This window comes from Polaribacter sp. (assembly GCF_051251875.1).
In the GTDB taxonomy this organism is placed as follows: domain Bacteria; phylum Bacteroidota; class Bacteroidia; order Flavobacteriales; family Flavobacteriaceae; genus Polaribacter.
Map to the genome: position 1 here is coordinate 22,242 of NZ_JBPOGL010000001.1, position 17,836 is coordinate 40,077.

Annotated in this window: 17 protein-coding genes; 5 read left to right on the forward strand and 12 right to left on the reverse strand. The window is 29.5% G+C overall.

What is annotated here, in order from left to right; translation table 11 throughout:
* Window positions 1–86: 86 nt before the first annotated feature.
* Complete coding sequence (locus ACSHW5_RS00090; protein ID WP_435674059.1) at window positions 87–2,183, reverse strand: S9 family peptidase; 2,097 nt, start codon at window positions 2,181–2,183, stop codon at window positions 87–89.
* A gap of 141 nt (window positions 2,184–2,324) precedes the next feature.
* On the opposite strand from ACSHW5_RS00090, the gene ACSHW5_RS00095 reads away from it, so the two are divergent.
* The 3 genes from ACSHW5_RS00095 (at window position 2,325) to ACSHW5_RS00105 (ending at window position 6,113) form a co-directional block, all read left to right on the forward strand.
* Window positions 2,325–2,648 (forward strand): YbaB/EbfC family nucleoid-associated protein, encoded by a 324-nt coding sequence (locus ACSHW5_RS00095; RefSeq protein ID WP_435674060.1) that lies wholly within the window; start codon window positions 2,325–2,327, stop codon window positions 2,646–2,648.
* A 144-nt stretch (window positions 2,649–2,792) separates the two neighbouring features.
* Entirely contained in the window at window positions 2,793–5,408 is a 2,616-nt protein-coding gene (locus tag ACSHW5_RS00100) for an AsmA family protein (RefSeq protein ID WP_435674061.1), read from the forward strand.
* 102 nt (window positions 5,409–5,510) lie between these two features.
* Complete coding sequence (locus tag ACSHW5_RS00105; protein WP_435674062.1) at window positions 5,511–6,113, forward strand: hypothetical protein; 603 nt, start codon at window positions 5,511–5,513, stop codon at window positions 6,111–6,113.
* Between the two features lie 342 nt (window positions 6,114–6,455).
* Here ACSHW5_RS00105 and ACSHW5_RS00110 read toward each other — a convergent pair whose 3' ends face one another.
* The 4 genes from ACSHW5_RS00110 to ACSHW5_RS00125 all read right to left on the reverse strand — a co-directional run bounded on the left by ACSHW5_RS00110 (window position 6,456) and on the right by ACSHW5_RS00125 (window position 8,439).
* Window positions 6,456–6,608 carry a DUF4295 domain-containing protein gene (locus tag ACSHW5_RS00110; RefSeq protein ID WP_435674063.1) on the reverse strand — a complete coding sequence of 51 codons (153 nt, stop codon included), beginning with the start codon at window positions 6,606–6,608 and terminating at the stop codon, window positions 6,456–6,458.
* A gap of 51 nt (window positions 6,609–6,659) precedes the next feature.
* Window positions 6,660–6,842, reverse strand: coding sequence for a 50S ribosomal protein L33 (gene rpmG / locus ACSHW5_RS00115; RefSeq protein ID WP_026775116.1), 183 nt, complete (start codon window positions 6,840–6,842; stop codon window positions 6,660–6,662).
* 27 nt (window positions 6,843–6,869) lie between these two features.
* A complete protein-coding gene (gene rpmB, locus ACSHW5_RS00120) occupies window positions 6,870–7,109 on the reverse strand; it encodes a 50S ribosomal protein L28 (protein WP_077809621.1) in 240 nt (79 codons plus the stop codon).
* 88 nt (window positions 7,110–7,197) lie between these two features.
* A complete protein-coding gene (locus ACSHW5_RS00125; protein ID WP_435674064.1) occupies window positions 7,198–8,439 on the reverse strand; it encodes a competence/damage-inducible protein A in 1,242 nt (413 codons plus the stop codon).
* Window positions 8,440–8,677: 238 nt separating this feature from the next.
* Here ACSHW5_RS00125 and ACSHW5_RS00130 point away from each other — a divergent pair, with 238 nt between their 5' ends.
* On the forward strand, window positions 8,678–9,445 hold the full coding sequence (locus ACSHW5_RS00130) for a hypothetical protein (protein ID WP_435674065.1): 768 nt from the start codon (window positions 8,678–8,680) through the stop codon (window positions 9,443–9,445).
* Window positions 9,446–9,467: 22 nt separating this feature from the next.
* Here the strand turns inward: ACSHW5_RS00130 and ACSHW5_RS00135 are convergent, their stop codons facing one another.
* The 3 genes from ACSHW5_RS00135 to ACSHW5_RS00145 form a co-directional block, all read right to left on the reverse strand.
* Window positions 9,468–10,076: a fumarylacetoacetate hydrolase family protein gene (locus tag ACSHW5_RS00135; RefSeq protein WP_435674066.1), complete on the reverse strand. Its 609-nt coding sequence runs from the start codon at window positions 10,074–10,076 to the stop codon at window positions 9,468–9,470.
* A gap of 130 nt (window positions 10,077–10,206) precedes the next feature.
* Window positions 10,207–11,076, reverse strand: a complete 870-nt coding sequence (gene purU, locus ACSHW5_RS00140; RefSeq protein WP_435674067.1) for a formyltetrahydrofolate deformylase — start codon at window positions 11,074–11,076, stop codon at window positions 10,207–10,209.
* A gap of 242 nt (window positions 11,077–11,318) precedes the next feature.
* Window positions 11,319–12,158, reverse strand: a complete 840-nt coding sequence (locus ACSHW5_RS00145) for a 1,4-dihydroxy-2-naphthoyl-CoA synthase (protein WP_435674068.1) — start codon at window positions 12,156–12,158, stop codon at window positions 11,319–11,321.
* A gap of 70 nt (window positions 12,159–12,228) precedes the next feature.
* Here ACSHW5_RS00145 and ACSHW5_RS00150 point away from each other — a divergent pair, with 70 nt between their 5' ends.
* Window positions 12,229–13,386, forward strand: coding sequence for an alpha/beta hydrolase-fold protein (locus ACSHW5_RS00150; protein ID WP_435674069.1), 1,158 nt, complete (start codon window positions 12,229–12,231; stop codon window positions 13,384–13,386).
* A gap of 192 nt (window positions 13,387–13,578) precedes the next feature.
* On the opposite strand, the gene ACSHW5_RS00155 is transcribed toward ACSHW5_RS00150, so the two are convergent.
* The 4 genes from ACSHW5_RS00155 to ACSHW5_RS00170 all read right to left on the reverse strand — a co-directional run bounded on the left by ACSHW5_RS00155 (window position 13,579) and on the right by ACSHW5_RS00170 (window position 17,776).
* A complete protein-coding gene (locus tag ACSHW5_RS00155) occupies window positions 13,579–14,070 on the reverse strand; it encodes a DNA-binding protein (protein ID WP_435674070.1) in 492 nt (163 codons plus the stop codon).
* Window positions 14,070–15,740 (reverse strand): 2-succinyl-5-enolpyruvyl-6-hydroxy-3-cyclohexene-1-carboxylic-acid synthase, encoded by a 1,671-nt coding sequence (menD, locus tag ACSHW5_RS00160; RefSeq protein WP_435674071.1) that lies wholly within the window; start codon window positions 15,738–15,740, stop codon window positions 14,070–14,072. Before menD ends, ACSHW5_RS00155 begins: the two co-directional genes overlap by 1 nt.
* A 123-nt stretch (window positions 15,741–15,863) precedes the next feature.
* Window positions 15,864–16,517, reverse strand: a complete 654-nt coding sequence (gene fsa / locus ACSHW5_RS00165) for a fructose-6-phosphate aldolase (RefSeq protein WP_435674072.1) — start codon at window positions 16,515–16,517, stop codon at window positions 15,864–15,866.
* Window positions 16,518–16,972: 455 nt separating this feature from the next.
* Window positions 16,973–17,776, reverse strand: a complete 804-nt coding sequence (locus ACSHW5_RS00170; RefSeq protein ID WP_435674073.1) for an SDR family oxidoreductase — start codon at window positions 17,774–17,776, stop codon at window positions 16,973–16,975.
* Between the last annotated feature and the right edge of the window lie 60 nt (window positions 17,777–17,836).

A 17,836-nucleotide genomic window follows, 5' to 3' on the forward strand; every position in this document is an offset into this window, starting at 1 on the left:
AAATGATGCTCACTTTTTTTCAAACTTTGGCTAAAGTACATCTAGTTCTTGAGATATAAAAATTGATTGTTATACATAATAGCTAATTAGACTAATTTCTGCTCTAATGCTAATAAAAATGTATAATCTTTAGCTGTTTCTTTTAATGCATTAAATCTACCAGAAGCACCACCATGACCTGCTTCCATATTGGTATTTAACAATAATATATTTGAATCTGTTTTTAAATCTCGCAATTTTGCAACCCATTTTGCGGGTTCCCAATATTGTACTTGAGAATCATGAAAACCTGTTGTAACTAACATGTTAGGATATGCCCTTTCTGTTACTTGATCATAAGGCGAATAGGTTTTAATATATTCATAATTTTCTAATTCATTAGGGTTTCCCCATTCATCATATTCTCCTGTAGTTAACGGAATACTATCATCTAACATGGTAGAAATAACATCTACAAACGGCACTGCTGCAATAACTCCGTTGTACAATTCTGGGTTCATATTTATAATTGCCCCCATTAACAAACCTCCTGCAGAACCACCCATTGCATACAGATGTTTTGCTGATGTATATTTGTTATCTATTAAATATTTTGAACAATCTATAAAATCTGTAAACGTATTTTTTTTGCGTAACATTTTTCCATCTTCATACCAATCTCTACCCAAATATTGACCGCCTCTAATATGCGTTAATGCAAATACAAAGCCTCTGTCTAACAAACTTAATCTTGTAGATGAAAAACCGTCTGAAACCGTATGTCCGTAAGAACCATACGCATATTGTAATAAAGGTGTGTTTTTATTGAGTTCAGTATTTTTATGATGCACCAAAGAAATAGCTACTTTTTTACCATCGTTGGCTGTTGCCCAAACTCGTTTACTTATGTAATTATCTTTATTAAATTTACCGCCTAAAACTTCTTGCTCTTTTTTAACTTCTTTGGTTTTATTGCGCATGTTAAAATCGATAACAGATGCTGGAGTAGTCATAGAATTATATGAATACCGAATGATTTCTGTATCAAATTCTGGGTTTCCAAAAACTCCTGCAGAATATGTTTCTTCTTGAAACGGTAAAAAATAATCATCCGTATTATCCCAACGTTTTATGCGAATTTTATTCAAACCATTGGTACGTTCTTCTAATACTAAATAGTCTTTAAAAATAGAAAAATCTTCTAATAAAGTATCTTTTCTGTGAGGTATAACATCAACCCAATGTTCTTTAGTTGCGTTATTCACCTCAGTTTTCATCAACTTAAAATTAGAAGCATTGTCCTTATTTGTTAAAATATAAAAATCATTTTCATAATGCGAAATAGAATATTCTAAATCTCTTTCTCTTGGTTGAATCATTTTAAATTCTCCCGTAGGATTATTTGCATCTAAAAATTGCGACTCTGTAGAAACACTATTGTAAGAACCTATAATAATATATTTGTCAGATTTTGTTTTAGATACATAAGTACCAAAAGTTTCATCTTTTTCATGATACACCACTACGTCTTCTGAAGTGGGTGTTCCTAAAACATGTCTATAAATAGTAACACTACGCAATGTTACAGGGTCTTTTTTAGTGTAAAAAATGGTTTTATTATCATTTGCCCAAACGGAACCACCTGTTGTATTTTCTATAATATCCTTATAAATTTGACCTGTTTCTAAGTTTTTTATTCTTAAAAAATACTGTCTTCTACTTACGGTATCTGTTGCAAAAACAGCCAATTTATTATCAGGAGAAATATTTAATCCTCCTAATTGAAAATAATCGAAATCTTTTGCCTCGTCATTTACATTAAATAAAATTTCTTCTTTAGCGTCTAAAGTTTCTTTTTTTCTACTATAAATAGGATATTGATTTCCGGTTTCATAACGAGTTATATAAAAATAACCATTGTCTTTATAAGGCACAGAAGCATCATCTTCTTTAATTCTACCTTTCATTTCTTGAAACAATTCTTCTTCAAAAACTTTGGTATACCCTGTTACTTCTTCATAATAATTGTTCTCTGCATTCAAATAATCAACTACTTTAGAAGTATGCTCGTCTTTTATTTCAGATAATTTTTGCTCATCAGACAAACGCATCCAAAAATAATTATCAATTCTTACATCATTATGTTTTTCTAACTTTGTAGGTATCTTCTCTGCAATTGGTGCTTTTTTATCTGTAGGTATCATTACTATAACTTATTTTGAAAACGTTTGCAAAAATAAGACATAAATATCTGTAAGCTTGTACTATTATTGTCCTTTTTTGTTTCCTTTTTATCGCCATTTAATTATTAAATTTGTGCTTTTATAATTTTAAATTAAAAACACATGTTTGGAGACGTATCTGGAATGATGAATAAATTAAAAGAAGCACAAAAAAAAGTAGAAGAAACTAAAAACAGATTAGATTCGGTTTTGGTTGATGAAACTGCTGCCAATGAAAAAATTAAAATTACCATTACTGCCAACAGAAAAATTAAAAACATTTCTATAGATGAATCTCTACTTACAAATGGAGAAGAATTAGAAGATTACCTAATTATAACATTAAACAAAGCCATAGAAAAAGCGACTAAGATTAATGAGCATGAAATGGCCATTGCAGCTAAAAGCGGCATGCCAAATATTCCTGGAATGGATATGTTTAAATAAAAAAACAAATCCTTTTTTTATTTAAAATATACTTGTAATTAGGGTCTAGACTTTATACTTTTTATCATTCATTTAACGTTCTGTAAACAGCATTAATTTTAATATAATGTACTTTTGCAGCAATAGGTTTAATCTATATTTTATATGAATAATAAGAAGAAAAATTCTCCACTAAAAAAAATCTTAAAATGGTTTTTTATACTTGTTTTAGTAGTCTTAATTGCCTTAGTTTCTATTCCTTTTTTGTTTAAAGACAAAATTAAAGAAATAGTAGCCAGAACCATTAATGAAAACGTAAATGCAACCGTAACTTTTAAAGACATAGATTTAAGTCTTTTAAAAAGTTTTCCGCTTGCAAATTTAACTATAGAAGATATTAGCATTGCTAATAAAGCACCTTTTTTAGGAGACACCTTGTACGTTTCTAAGGAGTTAAGCGTAAACATGAATATTAAAGAGCTTTTTAAAACGGCTGATGAAACCATCAATTTAAAAAGTATTTCTACCAGAAATGGAAAAATAAATATTATTGTAAACGATAAAAATATTGGCAATTATGATATTGCAATTCCTAATGAAAAAGTAGTAAATGACACCTCAACTAACGATCCTTTTTCTTTTAACATCTCTAATTATGAAGTAGAAAACATAGACTTTTTATATGTTGATGAAATTTCGAAAATGAAGGTAGGTTTATCAAAAATAAATCATTCAGGAAATGGAAATTTTGCCAATGATATTTTAGATTTAGACACCAATTCTGAAACCTTTCTTTCTTTTGAAATGGACGGTGTAAATTATATGAATAATCTTAAAATTACTTTAGATGCTATTATAGGAATTGATTTAAAAAACAGCAAATACACCTTTAAAGAAAATACTGGTTATATAAATCAATTGCCTTTAGAATTTAATGGTTTTATTCAATTATTTGAAGAAAGTCAATTGTACGATATCAATTTTAAAACACCTACTTCTACTTTTAAAAATGCCCTAGCACTAATTCCAGAACAGTATTCTGGAAACTTAAACTCAATTAAAACTGAAGGTAATTTTGATTTAAATGGTGTTGTAAAAGGAACATTATCAGAAAAAACAATACCAACATTTAACATATCATTGCTATCTAAAAATGCCATGTTTAAATATGCCGATTTACCAAAATCTGTTGAAAATATTAATATTGATACTAAAGTTATAAACACAACAGGAGCCGTAAAAGATACCTATGTAAATCTAAATAATTTAACGTTTACCATTGATGAAGATGAGTTTACAGCCAAAGGAAATGTAGCAAATATTACTACAAATCCGAAAATAAATATGGCGGCAAAAGGTGTTGTGAACCTAGCAAATATTGGAAAAGTATATCCTTTAGCTTTAACAAATGAGTTAGCAGGAATCTTAAAAGCAGATATTACAACCAATTTTGACATGAATTCTGTTGAAAAAGGAACATATCAAAATATAAAAAATGAAGGAAATATAGCTGTCACTAACTTTAAATATGAAGGTGAAGATGTTGCAAAACCTTTTATTATTGATAAAACGTCTATCACTTTTAACACAAACACCATTAAATTAAATGAGTTTAAAGCAAAAACAGGTACTTCTGATCTTTCTATAAACGGAAGTCTAGATAATTTTTACGGATTTATTTTTAAAAATCAAATTTTAAAAGGAAATTTTAACTTAAATTCTACCAACTTAAATGTTTCAGATTTCATTTCTAAAACAAGTACCGAAACAACAAAAAAAGAGGAAACAACGGCTTCGACTGTAAAAATACCTGCTTTTATTGATGCTACTTTTAATGCAAATGCAAAAAACGTAGTTTATGACAACATTATTCTAAAAAATGTTTCAGGAAATCTTTACATAAAGGATGAAAACATCAATCTAAAAAATGTGAAATCAGACGTTTTTGGAGGAAATATAGCTTTTAATGGTAATGTTTCTACCAAAGAGAATATTTCTAATTTTAATATGGATTTAAATTTTAATGAGTTAAATATTGCTGATTCTTTTAGCACTGTAGAAATGTTAAAATCTATTGCTCCTATTGCTAAAACAATAGAAGGAAAAATTAATTCTACCATCAATGTTTCGGGAAATTTAAATGATGACATGACGCCTAATTTAAAAACTATTTCAGGGAATTTATTAGGACAATTGTTAAACACAAAACTAAAAGCTAGCAATTCTAAAGTGTTAAGTGCCTTAGGAAACAAAGTAGCATTTTTAGATGTAAGTAAGTTAAATTTAGATAAAATTCAAACCTATATCGCTTTCAAAGACGGCGCTGCAAGCATTAAACCTTTTCAATTAAATTATAAAGATATTGGCATTACAATTGGTGGTAAACATGGTTTTGACCAATCTATAAATTATGATCTTACATTTGATGTTCCTGTAAAATATTTAGGTACAGAAGTTACTAACTTAATAACTAAATTAGCGCCTAAAGACGCAGAAACTGTAAAAAGTATTCCTGTAAAAGGATCACTTTCTGGTAGTTTTTCTAGTCCTAGTTTTACCACAAACCTTAAAGACGCTACTACTAGTTTAGTAAATGATTTGATAGAAAAACAAAAACAGAGCCTTATTAATAAAGGAAAAGATGCTCTTACGGATTTAATAAACAAAAATAAAACCACTACAGATAAAGATTCTACCAAGACAAAAACCAAAACAGAAGAAAAAGTAAGAGGACTTTTAAATGGTTTATTTAAAAAGAAAACAGATACTACAAACAAGTAGTTTTTTTTTCAGTAATATTCTAGAATAAACATTGTAAGATTTTGTTTCAACTTTTGAATACTCTGAGATTAAATTTGTCTCTTTGCTTTTTAATATTTATGTATGATTTCTAATAAAAAATTATTTTTTACGGCAATTTTAAAAGCGATTATAAAACTTATTATTGCAGGTATTCTTATTGGATACTTAAAAGAATATGATGGCATTATTGCCCTTATTTTAATACTTAAAATTATACACAATATTTACAAAGAAATTTTAAAACCTAAAACCAATAAAAACTATATTCTCTTAATAGGAATGATTTTAACGGGGTTTGGAGGTATTGTTGGCGAAACTTGGGGCGTGCATAATGGCTATTGGGAATACCATAAGGTAACAAGAGAATTACCGCTTTGGCTGCCATTTGCTTGGATGTTGGCATTCCATTATTTGTATAAATTAGAGAGAGCTTTAATTCCGTTAATCACCAATCAATCACAAAAAAATAAAATTATACTTGCTATTATTTTAGCATTAATTCTACCAGCTTTTGGAGAAGTAATTACTATTTATTTGGGTGTTTGGACCTATTATTGGCCATATCAAATTTTAGGAGTTCCCTTGTACGCCTTTATTTGCTTGGTTTTTGTACACATGTTGGTATATACAATTTTACACGTTGTTTGTAAAAAGTATAAAATTAATGATGTCGTTTTTAATTGATCATTATTTTTTAATCTTACACAAACTACTCCTGGTAACTTTGTATTTGTACTGTACAAAACTACTTTGTACGAAACAACTTTACCATTTCAACCTTAGAAGAAATCTCATAAAATAATATACAAATAAGTTGATACTAAGTTTTATTTTTTTTTAGTAATCGGAAATAAAAAGAAGATAAAAACAGCTTTAATCTTAGTTTTTTGAAGTTTATTTAGAATTCTAAAAACACTCCTATTAAAACCATTTCAAGAATATTATTAAAAACAAAAAACGAAACTGTATTCCATAAAAAAAACTACTCTCTGTTAAGAAAGTAGTTTTTTAAATAGCGATATGTAATTATTTTTTCGCTAAAAAAGCATCAACTTTAGAGGGATCTAATATTGATTCTACAAATGTATAAGCTCCTGTTTTTGGAGATTTCACCATTTTAATCGCTTTACTTAATCTTTTTGAAGATGTTTGTAACGATGCTACTGTTTTTTTTGCCATTGCTTAATGTTTTACATCTATGTGCTCTATTCTGAGTTCTAGATAGTTAAATTATTTAATTTCTTTGTGAACAGTCATTTTCTTTAAGATAGGATTGAATTTTTTAATTTCCATTCTATCTGGAGTGTTCTTTTTGTTTTTTGTTGTAATGTATCTAGATGTACCTCTTTCTCCTGAAGCTTTATGCTCTGTACATTCTAAAATTACCTGAACTCTGTTTCCTTTTTTTGCCATCTGTATAAAATTTTAAATCGCTTGAGCTTATTTAGTTAAAAATCCGTTAGCTCTCGCTTCTTTTATAACTGCAGAAATTCCTTTCTTGTTAATATTCTTTAAAGCAGACGCAGATACTTTTAAAGTAATCCATTTATCTTCTTCTGGAATGTAAAAACGCTTGGTCATTAGATTAGCGTCAAACTTTCTCTTTGTTCTATTTAAGGCGTGAGAAACATTGTTCCCAACCATTGCTTTTTTTCCTGTTAATTCACAAACTCTAGACATCTTTTCGACAGTATTTATAGTGTTATCTCTAAACGAGGTGCAAATATACAAATAAACACAATTATGAGCAAAACTATTTTGCAATTTTTTATAGAATTTGTTTCTGTAAAATTTCTAACGCTTTACTTACTGTTCTATTGATTACTTTTTCTCTTGGTTGCCCAAAATCAAACTCACCTACAAAAACCTCATTATCAGCTACTAACGCAATATAAACAATTCCTACACTTTTATCCGTATCATCCGTTGTTGGACCTGCATTTCCAGTAACCGCAATAGCATAATTGGTTTTAAGTCTTTCTTTTGCTCCTTTTGCCATTTCTATAGCAACTTCTTTGCTAACAACGGTATGTTTTTTTATGGTTTCTGGGCAAACTCCTAACAAATTAATTTTTGTTTCTGCTGAATAGGCTACAAAACCTCCTTTATAATAAGATGACGAACCTGCAACAGAAACTAACGTTGCAGCAATTTTACCTCCCGTTACACTTTCCGCTGTACAGATAGTTTTACTGTTTTTTTTCAGCAACTCTCCTACTCTTTTTTCTAAAGAACTATCATCGTCTAAACCCGTAATAATTTCTGGAAGTAATTCATAAACTTCGCTAACTTTATCGTTTAATGCTTTTTCTAGGACTTCTTTATTTTCGCCTTTGGCGGATAAACGCAATCTAACTTTACCAAATGATGGCAAATACGCTAATTTTATATGAGAAGGCAAATTATTTTCGAAATCTTCAATTCTTTCTGCAATGGTACTTTCTCCCGCACCATAAGTCATAATTGTTTTATGGATAATAAAAGGCAACTTAAATTGTTGTTGAATTTTAGGTAAAACTTGACTGGTTATCAACCCTTTCATTTCATACGGAACTCCCGGTAGCGAGACAAAAACGGTATTGTTTTCATAAAACCACATGCCAGGTGCTGTTCCAAAATCATTTTGTAATAATGTAGCTTTTGATGGCAATTGTGCTTGATATCTTTGAATCTCTTTAAATGGATGATTTATTTTTTGAAACAATCCTTTAATATGTTCAATAACTTCTGGGTATTCTATTAATTTATCATCATTAAAAAACTCAGCAATTGTTTTTTTAGTAATATCATCTTTTGTTGGTCCTAAACCTCCTGTAATAATTACAATATCTACCCTTTCTTGCGCTTCTTTTAAAGCGTTTAAAATATGTTGTTTATCATCTTGAATCGAAGTTATTTGATATACCGAAACCCCAATTTTATTTAATTGTTGACCAATAAATTGCGAATTAGTATCTACAATCTGACCGATTAAAATTTCATCTCCAATTGTTATAATCTCTGCGTTCATAAATTTTATTATAAAGAACAAAAATACATCGATTAATGAAAGAAAATGATAAACTATTCAACATTTTAAAATAGTGTATATCGTATTTTATTTCAACAAAAAAAACACAAAACCACCTCAAACTACTAACATATAGCACATTAAAAGATGAATAAAGATTTAAAAAACGTTTTTTTAATAAAATTTTTACTAAATTTAGCTAGTTTATATTTTTTCTACTAACAAAACCCGCACTGCTATGGATTCACTTGACGAAATTATAAATGCCATTTATAATAATGACGCTGACCTTTTAAAGAATTTAAAAAGTGCACATGTTTCTGAATCTTCTATTAAAAAAATTCTAGCCATTACCAATCAACAAGATATAGATTCTTTAAAAAATAAGGAATTACTAGAGAGACATAAATCTGGTGTAGAAACTTTTATTGTTATTAAAGAATTAAAAAAAACACTTATTAACACTTTAAAGGAAAGTAAAAGTTCTCAATTTATCATCAAGTTAATGTACGTTTCAACTTTTCTCTTAGGACTAATTTTGATAGGTATTGCTGTGTATTTTGGTGTAAAAGGACAAGAAATTTTATCTATAGCTTTTGGTAGTTTTGGTATGTTAAGTATTATTACGTTTTTAATAAAAGATCCTCCTATTAAAATTCAAGACAGTCGTTCTAACTACACGCAATTAACCACCGGCGTTCTTGCTTGGTTTTCAGATTTAGTGGATAAAAGTGGTATGGAAGGTATAAATAATGAATTTCATAAATATATTTTAAGCGATAAAAATCTTACTGCAAATGACAGATTAATAATTCATCAGCAAACTATAGACAACTATTTAAAACTTTCTAACACACAAATTAACAACACCATAAAACTATTAAAAATAATTGATGAAGTTGCTGAACCAGGAAATATTAAAAATAAAAAGAATAAAAAAGGATCAGAAGGATTAAAAAATGGAGAAAAAAACACGCAAGAAATAAACAATGAAAATCTTCAGTAATTCCGCTTAATTCCTCATTTTCTTACTTTACTCGAATATTAAAAGCTTCTTTTCCTTGAATAACACCTTTTAAAACATCATTCTCTAATACTTTACCAACACCAGCAGGCGTTCCTGTAAAAATAATGTCTCCTTTTTTCAAGGTGAAATATTGAGAAACATAAGAAATCAATTCATCCGTTTTCCACAACATAGCGTTTGTGTTGCCATCTTGTACAATTTCATCATTTTTATACAATTGAAATTGTAAATTTTCTAAATCGAATTCTTCTTTAGCATAAAATTCACCTACAACAGCACTTCCGTCAAATGCTTTTGCTTTTTCCCAAGGCAAGCCCTTTTCTTTGCATTTTGCTTGTACATCACGGGCTGTAAAATCGATTCCAAGTCCTATTTCATCATAATATTTATGCGCAAATTTGGCATCAATATGTTTACCTACTTTATTAATTTTTACCAAAACTTCTACTTCATAATGAACATCATTAGAAAAAGGTGGAATAAAAAATGGGTTTTTTCTTGGTAAAATAGCAGAATCTGGCTTTAAAAAAACAACAGGATTTTCTGGTCTTTCATTTGCTAACTCTTCAATATGCTTTGCGTAATTGCGCCCAATACAAATTATTTTCATAAAAAAGCCCATCTTAATCTTCCCGAAAGGAAGAAACACTCTTGTGTTAATTTTATACTCTTAAAATTAATTAACTTAAAATCATATTATATGTTATCGGATTACTGTTAACTGAAAACTGCCAACTGATTTATTCTCCCGCTTCTGGAAAAACAACCGCTCTATTTCCCGAAACAATTATTTGATGATTCAAGTGATTTTTAACAGCTCTGGCCAATACTAGTTTTTCTATATCTGCACCAATTCTTTTTAAAGTTGTTGGCGTACTTTCATGCGTTACAGGTTTTACATCTTGCTCTATAATTGGTCCTTCATCTAAATCTACAGTTGCATAATGTGCGGTTGCACCAATTAATTTTACGCCTCTTTCGTATGCTTTCTTATACGGATTAGCACCTTGAAAAGCAGGTAAAAAAGAATGATGAATATTGATGATTTTCTCTGGATAATGATTGATAAAATCCGAAGATAAAATTTGCATATACCTTGCCATTACTACCAAATCTATTTCATGAACATCTAAAAGCTGAATAACTTGAGCCTCTTGGTCTAATTTAGTTTCTTTTGTTACTGGTAAATGATAAAAAGGAATTGCAAACATATCTGCAATGTGTCTTAATTTATTATGATTACTAATAATCATTTTCACATCACAATCTAAACGCCCTTCTTTAGAACGCTCTAACAAATCATATAAATTATGACTTGTATGAGAAACCATAATGGCAACATTTGCTTTTTTATCGCCATAATTTACAGACCAATTAAAATGCAATGGAGCTGCTAATTTTGAAAAACTTTGCTCTAATTCTTCCTTAGAAATATTGGTTCCATCTGCATTTAATCGAACTCTCATAAAATATTTGTCTTCAATAGAATTTACATATTGCTGACAACTTAAAATATTGAATCCTTTTTCATAAAAGAAACTGGTAATTTTTGCCACCAATCCTTTTTGATCTGGACATTTTATTAAAAAAGTAACTACTTGTGATTTCATATTTTTTATTAAAAAATTGAAAGATTAAAAAATTGAAAAATTCGGTTTCAACTACAATCAAAGATATTGTTGTTTACTGATAACTACCAACTGATAACTAATAATTGATAACTAATAATTGATAATTGATAACTGATAATTGATCACTACCAACTGATAACTGATAATTGATCACTGATAATTGATAATTGATCACTGCCAACTGATAACTGATAATTGATAACTGATAATTGATAACTGATTTATGGTATCCATTTTTTAGGAAAGTTAGGTTTTCTCTTTTCAAGAAAAGCATCTCTTCCTTCTTTTGCTTCCTCTGTCATGTACGCCAAACGTGTTGCTTCACCTGCAAAAACTTGTTGTCCTACCATGCCATCATCTGTTAAATTCATAGCGAACTTTAACATTTTTATAGATGTTGGAGATTTTGCTAAAATTTCTTGCGCCCATTCATATGCAGTAGACTCTAATTCATCATGCGGAATAACAGCATTTACCATTCCCATTTCATACGCTTCTTGTGCAGAATAATTTCTTCCTAAGAAAAAGATTTCTCTTGCTCTTTTTTGTCCCACCATTTTTGCCAAATACGCAGAACCATAACCACCATCAAAAGAAGTTACATCTGCATCTGTTTGTTTAAAAATAGCATGTTCTTTAGAAGCCAAAGTTAAATCGCACACCACGTGTAAACTATGTCCGCCACCAACGGCCCAACCAGGAACCACGGCAATTACAGCTTTTGGCATAAACCTTATTAAACGCTGAACTTCTAAAATATTTAACCTATGATATCCATCTTCACCCACATAACCTTGATGCCCACGTGCTTTTTGATCTCCTCCTGAACAGAAAGAATACACGCCGTCTTTTGTACTTGGACCTTCAGCAGAAAGCAAAACAACGCCAATATTTACATCTTCGCCAGCATCATAGAAAGCATCATACAATTCTTTTGTTGTTTTTGGTCTAAACGCATTTCTTACGTTGGGTCTGTTAAATGCTATTCTTGCAACGCCATTACATTTTTTATAGGTAATATCTTCATATTCTTTAACAGTTTTCCATTCCGGTTGTATCATAAATTTGTATTTTGGACGTTCTTAACTTAAAGAACAAAATATTTCCGTGCAAAAATAAACATTCTATATGATGATTAAGAAATCGATAACAATAATATGTATACTTTTTTCTTTTTGTGGATTTTCTCAAGAATTTCTTACAAAAGAAATTAAATCAGATTTTCTAGAAACCACAAGAAATATAAAAATTTATTTACCGAAAGGATACGAAAAAGATAGCCTTACAAATTATCCGTTGGCGGTAGTTTTTGATGCCGAATATTTATTTGATGCTTATGTGGGCAATGCTGCTCTTTTTGCTGCAAAAGACAAAGCACCAAAGCAAATTGTTGTAGGTATTTCTATGGAAAAAACAAGAGTAGAAGACACTTATTTTGATTTAAATACAGGAAACTTTACAAAAAGCAATGTTGCTTTTTACGATTTTGTAAAAGATGAAGTTATTTTTTACATGGAAACAAATTACAGAACTTCTCCTTTTATTTCTTTAATAGGCGAAGGAACTTCAGCAAACTTAGTTTCACATTATTTAAAAGAAAACAAGCCTTTTATCAATTCATATATTTGTATAAACCCTGTTTTTTCTGATTATATTGGAAATCAATTTCAATCTTATAATCTTCTTAAGTTTACAAAAGAAGACAACACTTTTTACTTTTACTCTAACAATTCTACCTCTTTTTCAAATAACAAACAAATTAAAATTAGCGAGTTTCAAAAAGGACTTTCTACTTTTAAGCCTAAAAATTTTCATGTTATAAATGATACAATTGTTACTGCTAGCAGTATTTCTGCTATGAGCGAAGCAATTCCTAGAGCACTTACAAAAATGTTTGAAATTTACGCTCCTATTACAAAAGAAGAATTTGAAAAAAACATTAAAAACTTATCACCTACAGATGCTATTGCTTATTTAGAGAATAAATATGTAGAAATTGAATTTCTTTTTGGAAGCAATACAGGTCTAAGGGAGCAAGATATTTATGCTATAGAAAAAATTGTCATTGAAAAAGAAAACGGAGATCAATTAAAAGAATTTGGAAAAATGATTTTGAAATTATATCCTTCCTCTCCGATTGGTGATTATTATATGGGAAGATATTATGAAGCAGGAAAACAGCATAAAAAAGCCTTAAAATATTATAAAGTGGGTTACGGTAAAATGGATCCTTCAGACCCAAATGCCGATAAATTTTATGAAAATATTTTAAGAATTGGTGGTATGTAAAATAGTTAGGAGTTAGCAGTAAGCAGTTAGGAGTTAGGAGTTAGGAGTTAGGAAAAATGAAAAACTCCTAGTCTGATCTAAAAATAGAACAAATAATCTTAACTAAAAAGCAATATTACTACCTATTGTTAACTGATACTGATAACTGATAACTGATAACTGATAACTGATAACTGATAACCGATAACCATGCTACACCAACTCTATTCTATCTTCTTTAATTACAATTAGTTTTTGTTTGTACAAATTACCAACTGCTTTTTTAAATGCTTTTTTACTCATTTTCATATGAAATCGAATAGAATCTGGAGAGCTTTTATCTGTTAACAATAAAAAACCTTCTTTGCTATTTTTTAATTTTTCCAATACTTTTTCAACATCAGAATCTATAACATTTCTAAACCCTTGTGGTCTTAAAGAAACATCTATTTTTCCATCTTCACGAATTTGTTTGATATACCCAACAACCTCCATGTTTTCTTCTAATTCCTGAAAAACTTCGCTTCTAAAAAGTAAACCGTCAAACTCTTCATTAATTAAAACGGTATAACCCAAACCTGTTTCAGTTTCAATTACCAAGTTTACTTTATCTCCTTCTTTCAAGTACATTTCTTGCTCTTCAGAATTATTTTCGTTGTCTTGTAAGTTCTCTTCTTCTTCGTAAAAATCTTCTTGTGAATCCATTATTGTATATATTTAAAATATGCTTTTAAAATTAAATCATTTTCTTCACTTGGCGTGAAAATTTCTAATATTTTTGGTTTTTCAGATAAATCATAAAAACCTTCTAGTTGTTCATTTACTTTTTCTGTAGTAACTGCTTTTAAATAATCAAAACCATACATTTTACACAAATGTTCTGCGGTTAAGGTATGCGGAGTTTCAAAATACTTAGTGGCATTGGTAGTTTTTGGTCCTGGAATAATTTTAAAAATTCCGCCACCTGAATTATTAATTAAAATAATTCTAAAATCCTTCGGAATATTTGCATTCCACAACGCATTACTATCATAAAAAAAACTAATATCTCCGGTAATAAAAACCGTTTGATTTTTAGTTGCAAAAGCAGCACCAATTGCCGTTGAAGTACTACCGTCAATACCGCTTGTTCCCCTATTACAAAACACATTATTTGTTATATCTAAAGAAAACAATTGTGCGTATCTAATAATAGAACTGTTGCTAATTTGTAAGTGACTTTTTGCAGGAATACTTTCTATAATTTGCTCAAAAACTTTAAAATCTGAATGTGGAGCTTTCGATAAATATTGCTGATGCTTTACACGTTTTTCATCACGTAATTGCAACCATTTTTGCTGATAATTACTTGCTGTGTTTTCAATTAATTTACCAAATTCTGTAAAAAAAACAACAGGTTTTGTTTTAATAAATTCTGACAAACAAAAAAACGTATCCATTTTTTTAAACTCATCAACATTCCAATGCTGTTTTGGTGGATATTTTCTTAAAAACTGCTTAATTTTCTTAGAAACTATCATTCCTCCAAAAGTGATTAATACTTCTGGCTGCAATTCTTGAAACTGATTTTCATCCAAAGAAAAAATGAGCTGATCTATAGAGTTTATTCCTTTATCTAGATGTAAATTAGATGTAGTTTCTGTTAAAATTAAAACAGATGCATCATTTGCAAACTCATTCATTAATACCTGTACATCAGCATCAGGATAATTTACACCAACAAGAATCATTTTTTTTGTTGATGAATTCCAGATTTGAGACAGGTTGTTATAACGAACAGCTTGCTTCGTTTCACTCGTAATAACAGCATCAGCTTTCAACTTTAAAAATTTAAAAGTGTCTAACTCATTTACTGTTTCATACAGCGGTTCATCAAACGGAACATTTATATGCACAGGCCCTTTTTGCGTCTCTGAAATTTGAAAAACTTTACTTAATAGTTTTATATTCTCATTTTTAAACTCAGCATCATCTATTAAATTTGCAGAAAATAAAATATGATTTTCAAACACATTTTCTTGACGAATGGTTTGTCCGTCTCCAATATCTATTAAATGTTTTGGTCTGTCTGCAGAAATTACCACCAACGGAATATTGCTATAAAAAGCCTCTGCAATTGCCGGATAATAGTTTAACAATGCAGAACCAGAAGTACAAACAATGGCAACCGGTTTTTGCTTTTGTTGTGCAATTCCCAATGCAAAAAAAGCGGCACAACGTTCGTCTACCACACTTATTGCTTCTATTGTTGGGTGATTAGAAAAACCAACTGTTAAAGGTGCATTTCTAGATCCTGGAGAAATAACAACGGTATCAATATTAAATTGACTACAAGCTGAAATAACAATTTGTGCGAGTTCTTTTTTGGGATACATTACTATAAGTTACAAAGTGGCAAAGTTACAAAGTCAAAAAGTTATTGAAGACAAAAAAGTCAGAAAGTAAAAAAGAACTCTTCTACTTTCTGACCAATTTTATACAAAAACCAACTGCGTTGGTTAGTTTCCTTTTTGGTAATCTGCTAAAAACTGAGCCAAACCACTATCTGTTAAAGGGTGTTTTAACAAACCTTCAATAGCGCTTAAAGGTCCAGTCATAACGTCAGATCCTAATTTTGCACAATTAACAACATGCATGGTATTACGCACAGAAGCTGCTAAAATTTGAGTTTTAAAATTGTAATTATCAAAAACAAGTCTTATTTCAGAAATTAAATTCATTCCGTCTGTAGAAATATCATCTAAACGACCCAAAAACGGAGACACATACGTTGCACCTGCTTTTGCCGCCAATAAAGCTTGACCTACTGAAAACACTAAGGTTACGTTTGTTTTAATTCCTTTAGAAGAAAAATATTTACACGCTTTTACCCCATCTTTAATCATTGGTAATTTTACAACAATTTGCGGATTTAAAGCAGCCAAAGCTTCACCTTCTCTTACCATTCCGTCAAAATCTGTAGAAATTACTTCTGCAGAAACATCACCATCTACCAACTCACAAATTTCTTTGTAATGGTTAATAATATTCGCTTCACCCGTAATTCCTTCTTTAGCCATTAAAGATGGGTTTGTAGTAACTCCATCTAAAATCCCTAAAGCTTGTGCTTCTTTAATTTGCTCTAAATTTGCTGTGTCAATAAAAAATTTCATTTGTATATATTTAGTTGTAATTGATTTGTTTTTGGGCGTTCGAGCGGGCTTTTCGCACTCGCTTTTTTTGTTGAAAAAACAAAAAAGAGCTCAAACAATTGCTTCAATCCCTAACGCAAAGATAGTTACTTGATTGCAAGTTTAAGAAGTTAAATAAAAATATTTTCAGAACACTTCTTTTTTTAAAAAAATTACTATTCAGAATACTTTTTTAAATACTAATTGTTTTTATTAACCCCTCTAAAGTTTGGCTAAAGCCATTATACCACTCATTACATTAACACAGGCTAAAGCCAGTAACAATTAAAAATCATAACAAACTCTATATTATTCAATTTTTAAATTACCTATAGATTTATCCATAGGTAATTAAAATATTTCAACATAAGAGCTTTAGCAAAATCGCATTATTTGTTTTTTAAACACATATTTTTAAAAACAATAGAGCATAATTGCTACAATTTATAATGATTCATTAACATTTTCTCATACATTCTATCTGGTAAAATTCTTTTTAAAACAATAGAGAATTTCTCTAAAAAGCCACCAACTTTATAATGAATTTTAGGGTTTTTAGATTCTATAATTTTATGCACACCTTTTGCCATTTCTATCGGATCCATACCACCACTTACATGTGCATCCATCAAATTTAAATTCATTTGATAATTATCTTTGTATGCAGAGTTTTCAAAAACAGGTGTATGATATCTTCCTGCAGCAATATTGGTAGCAAAATCTCCAGGCGCAACACAGGCAACTTTAATTCCGAAAGGTTTTACTTCCATACTAATGGCTTCTGTAATGGTTTCTAAAGCGCCTTTTGTAGCAGAATATAATCCCCTGAAAGGCAAGCCCATATAACCGGCAATAGAAGTTACATTGATAATAGTACCAGATTTCTGTGTACGCATTTGTGGTAAAACAGCTTTCATTACATCTACAGCCCCAAAAAGATTGGTGTTAAAAACAGCACGCATTTCATCAGTGGGTGTATCTTCAATAGGTCCTGTAATTCCCATTCCTGCATTATTTACCAAAATATCTAATCTTCCTTCTTTTTTAATAATAAAGTCAATTGCTGTATTTATAGTTGCTACTTTTAAAACATCTAAGGCAATTAATTCAAAAGAAAAATTATTGGTGTTTTTAGGGTTTCTACTTGTTCCGTATACTTTGTATCCTTTTTCGGTTAAAAAGGTTGCAATAGATTTTCCTATTCCAGAAGAAGCTCCTGTAATTAATACAACTTTAGCCATTTATTATTAAAAGATTTAAGAATTAAAAGATTCAACATTAAACTTTTAATCATTTAATTT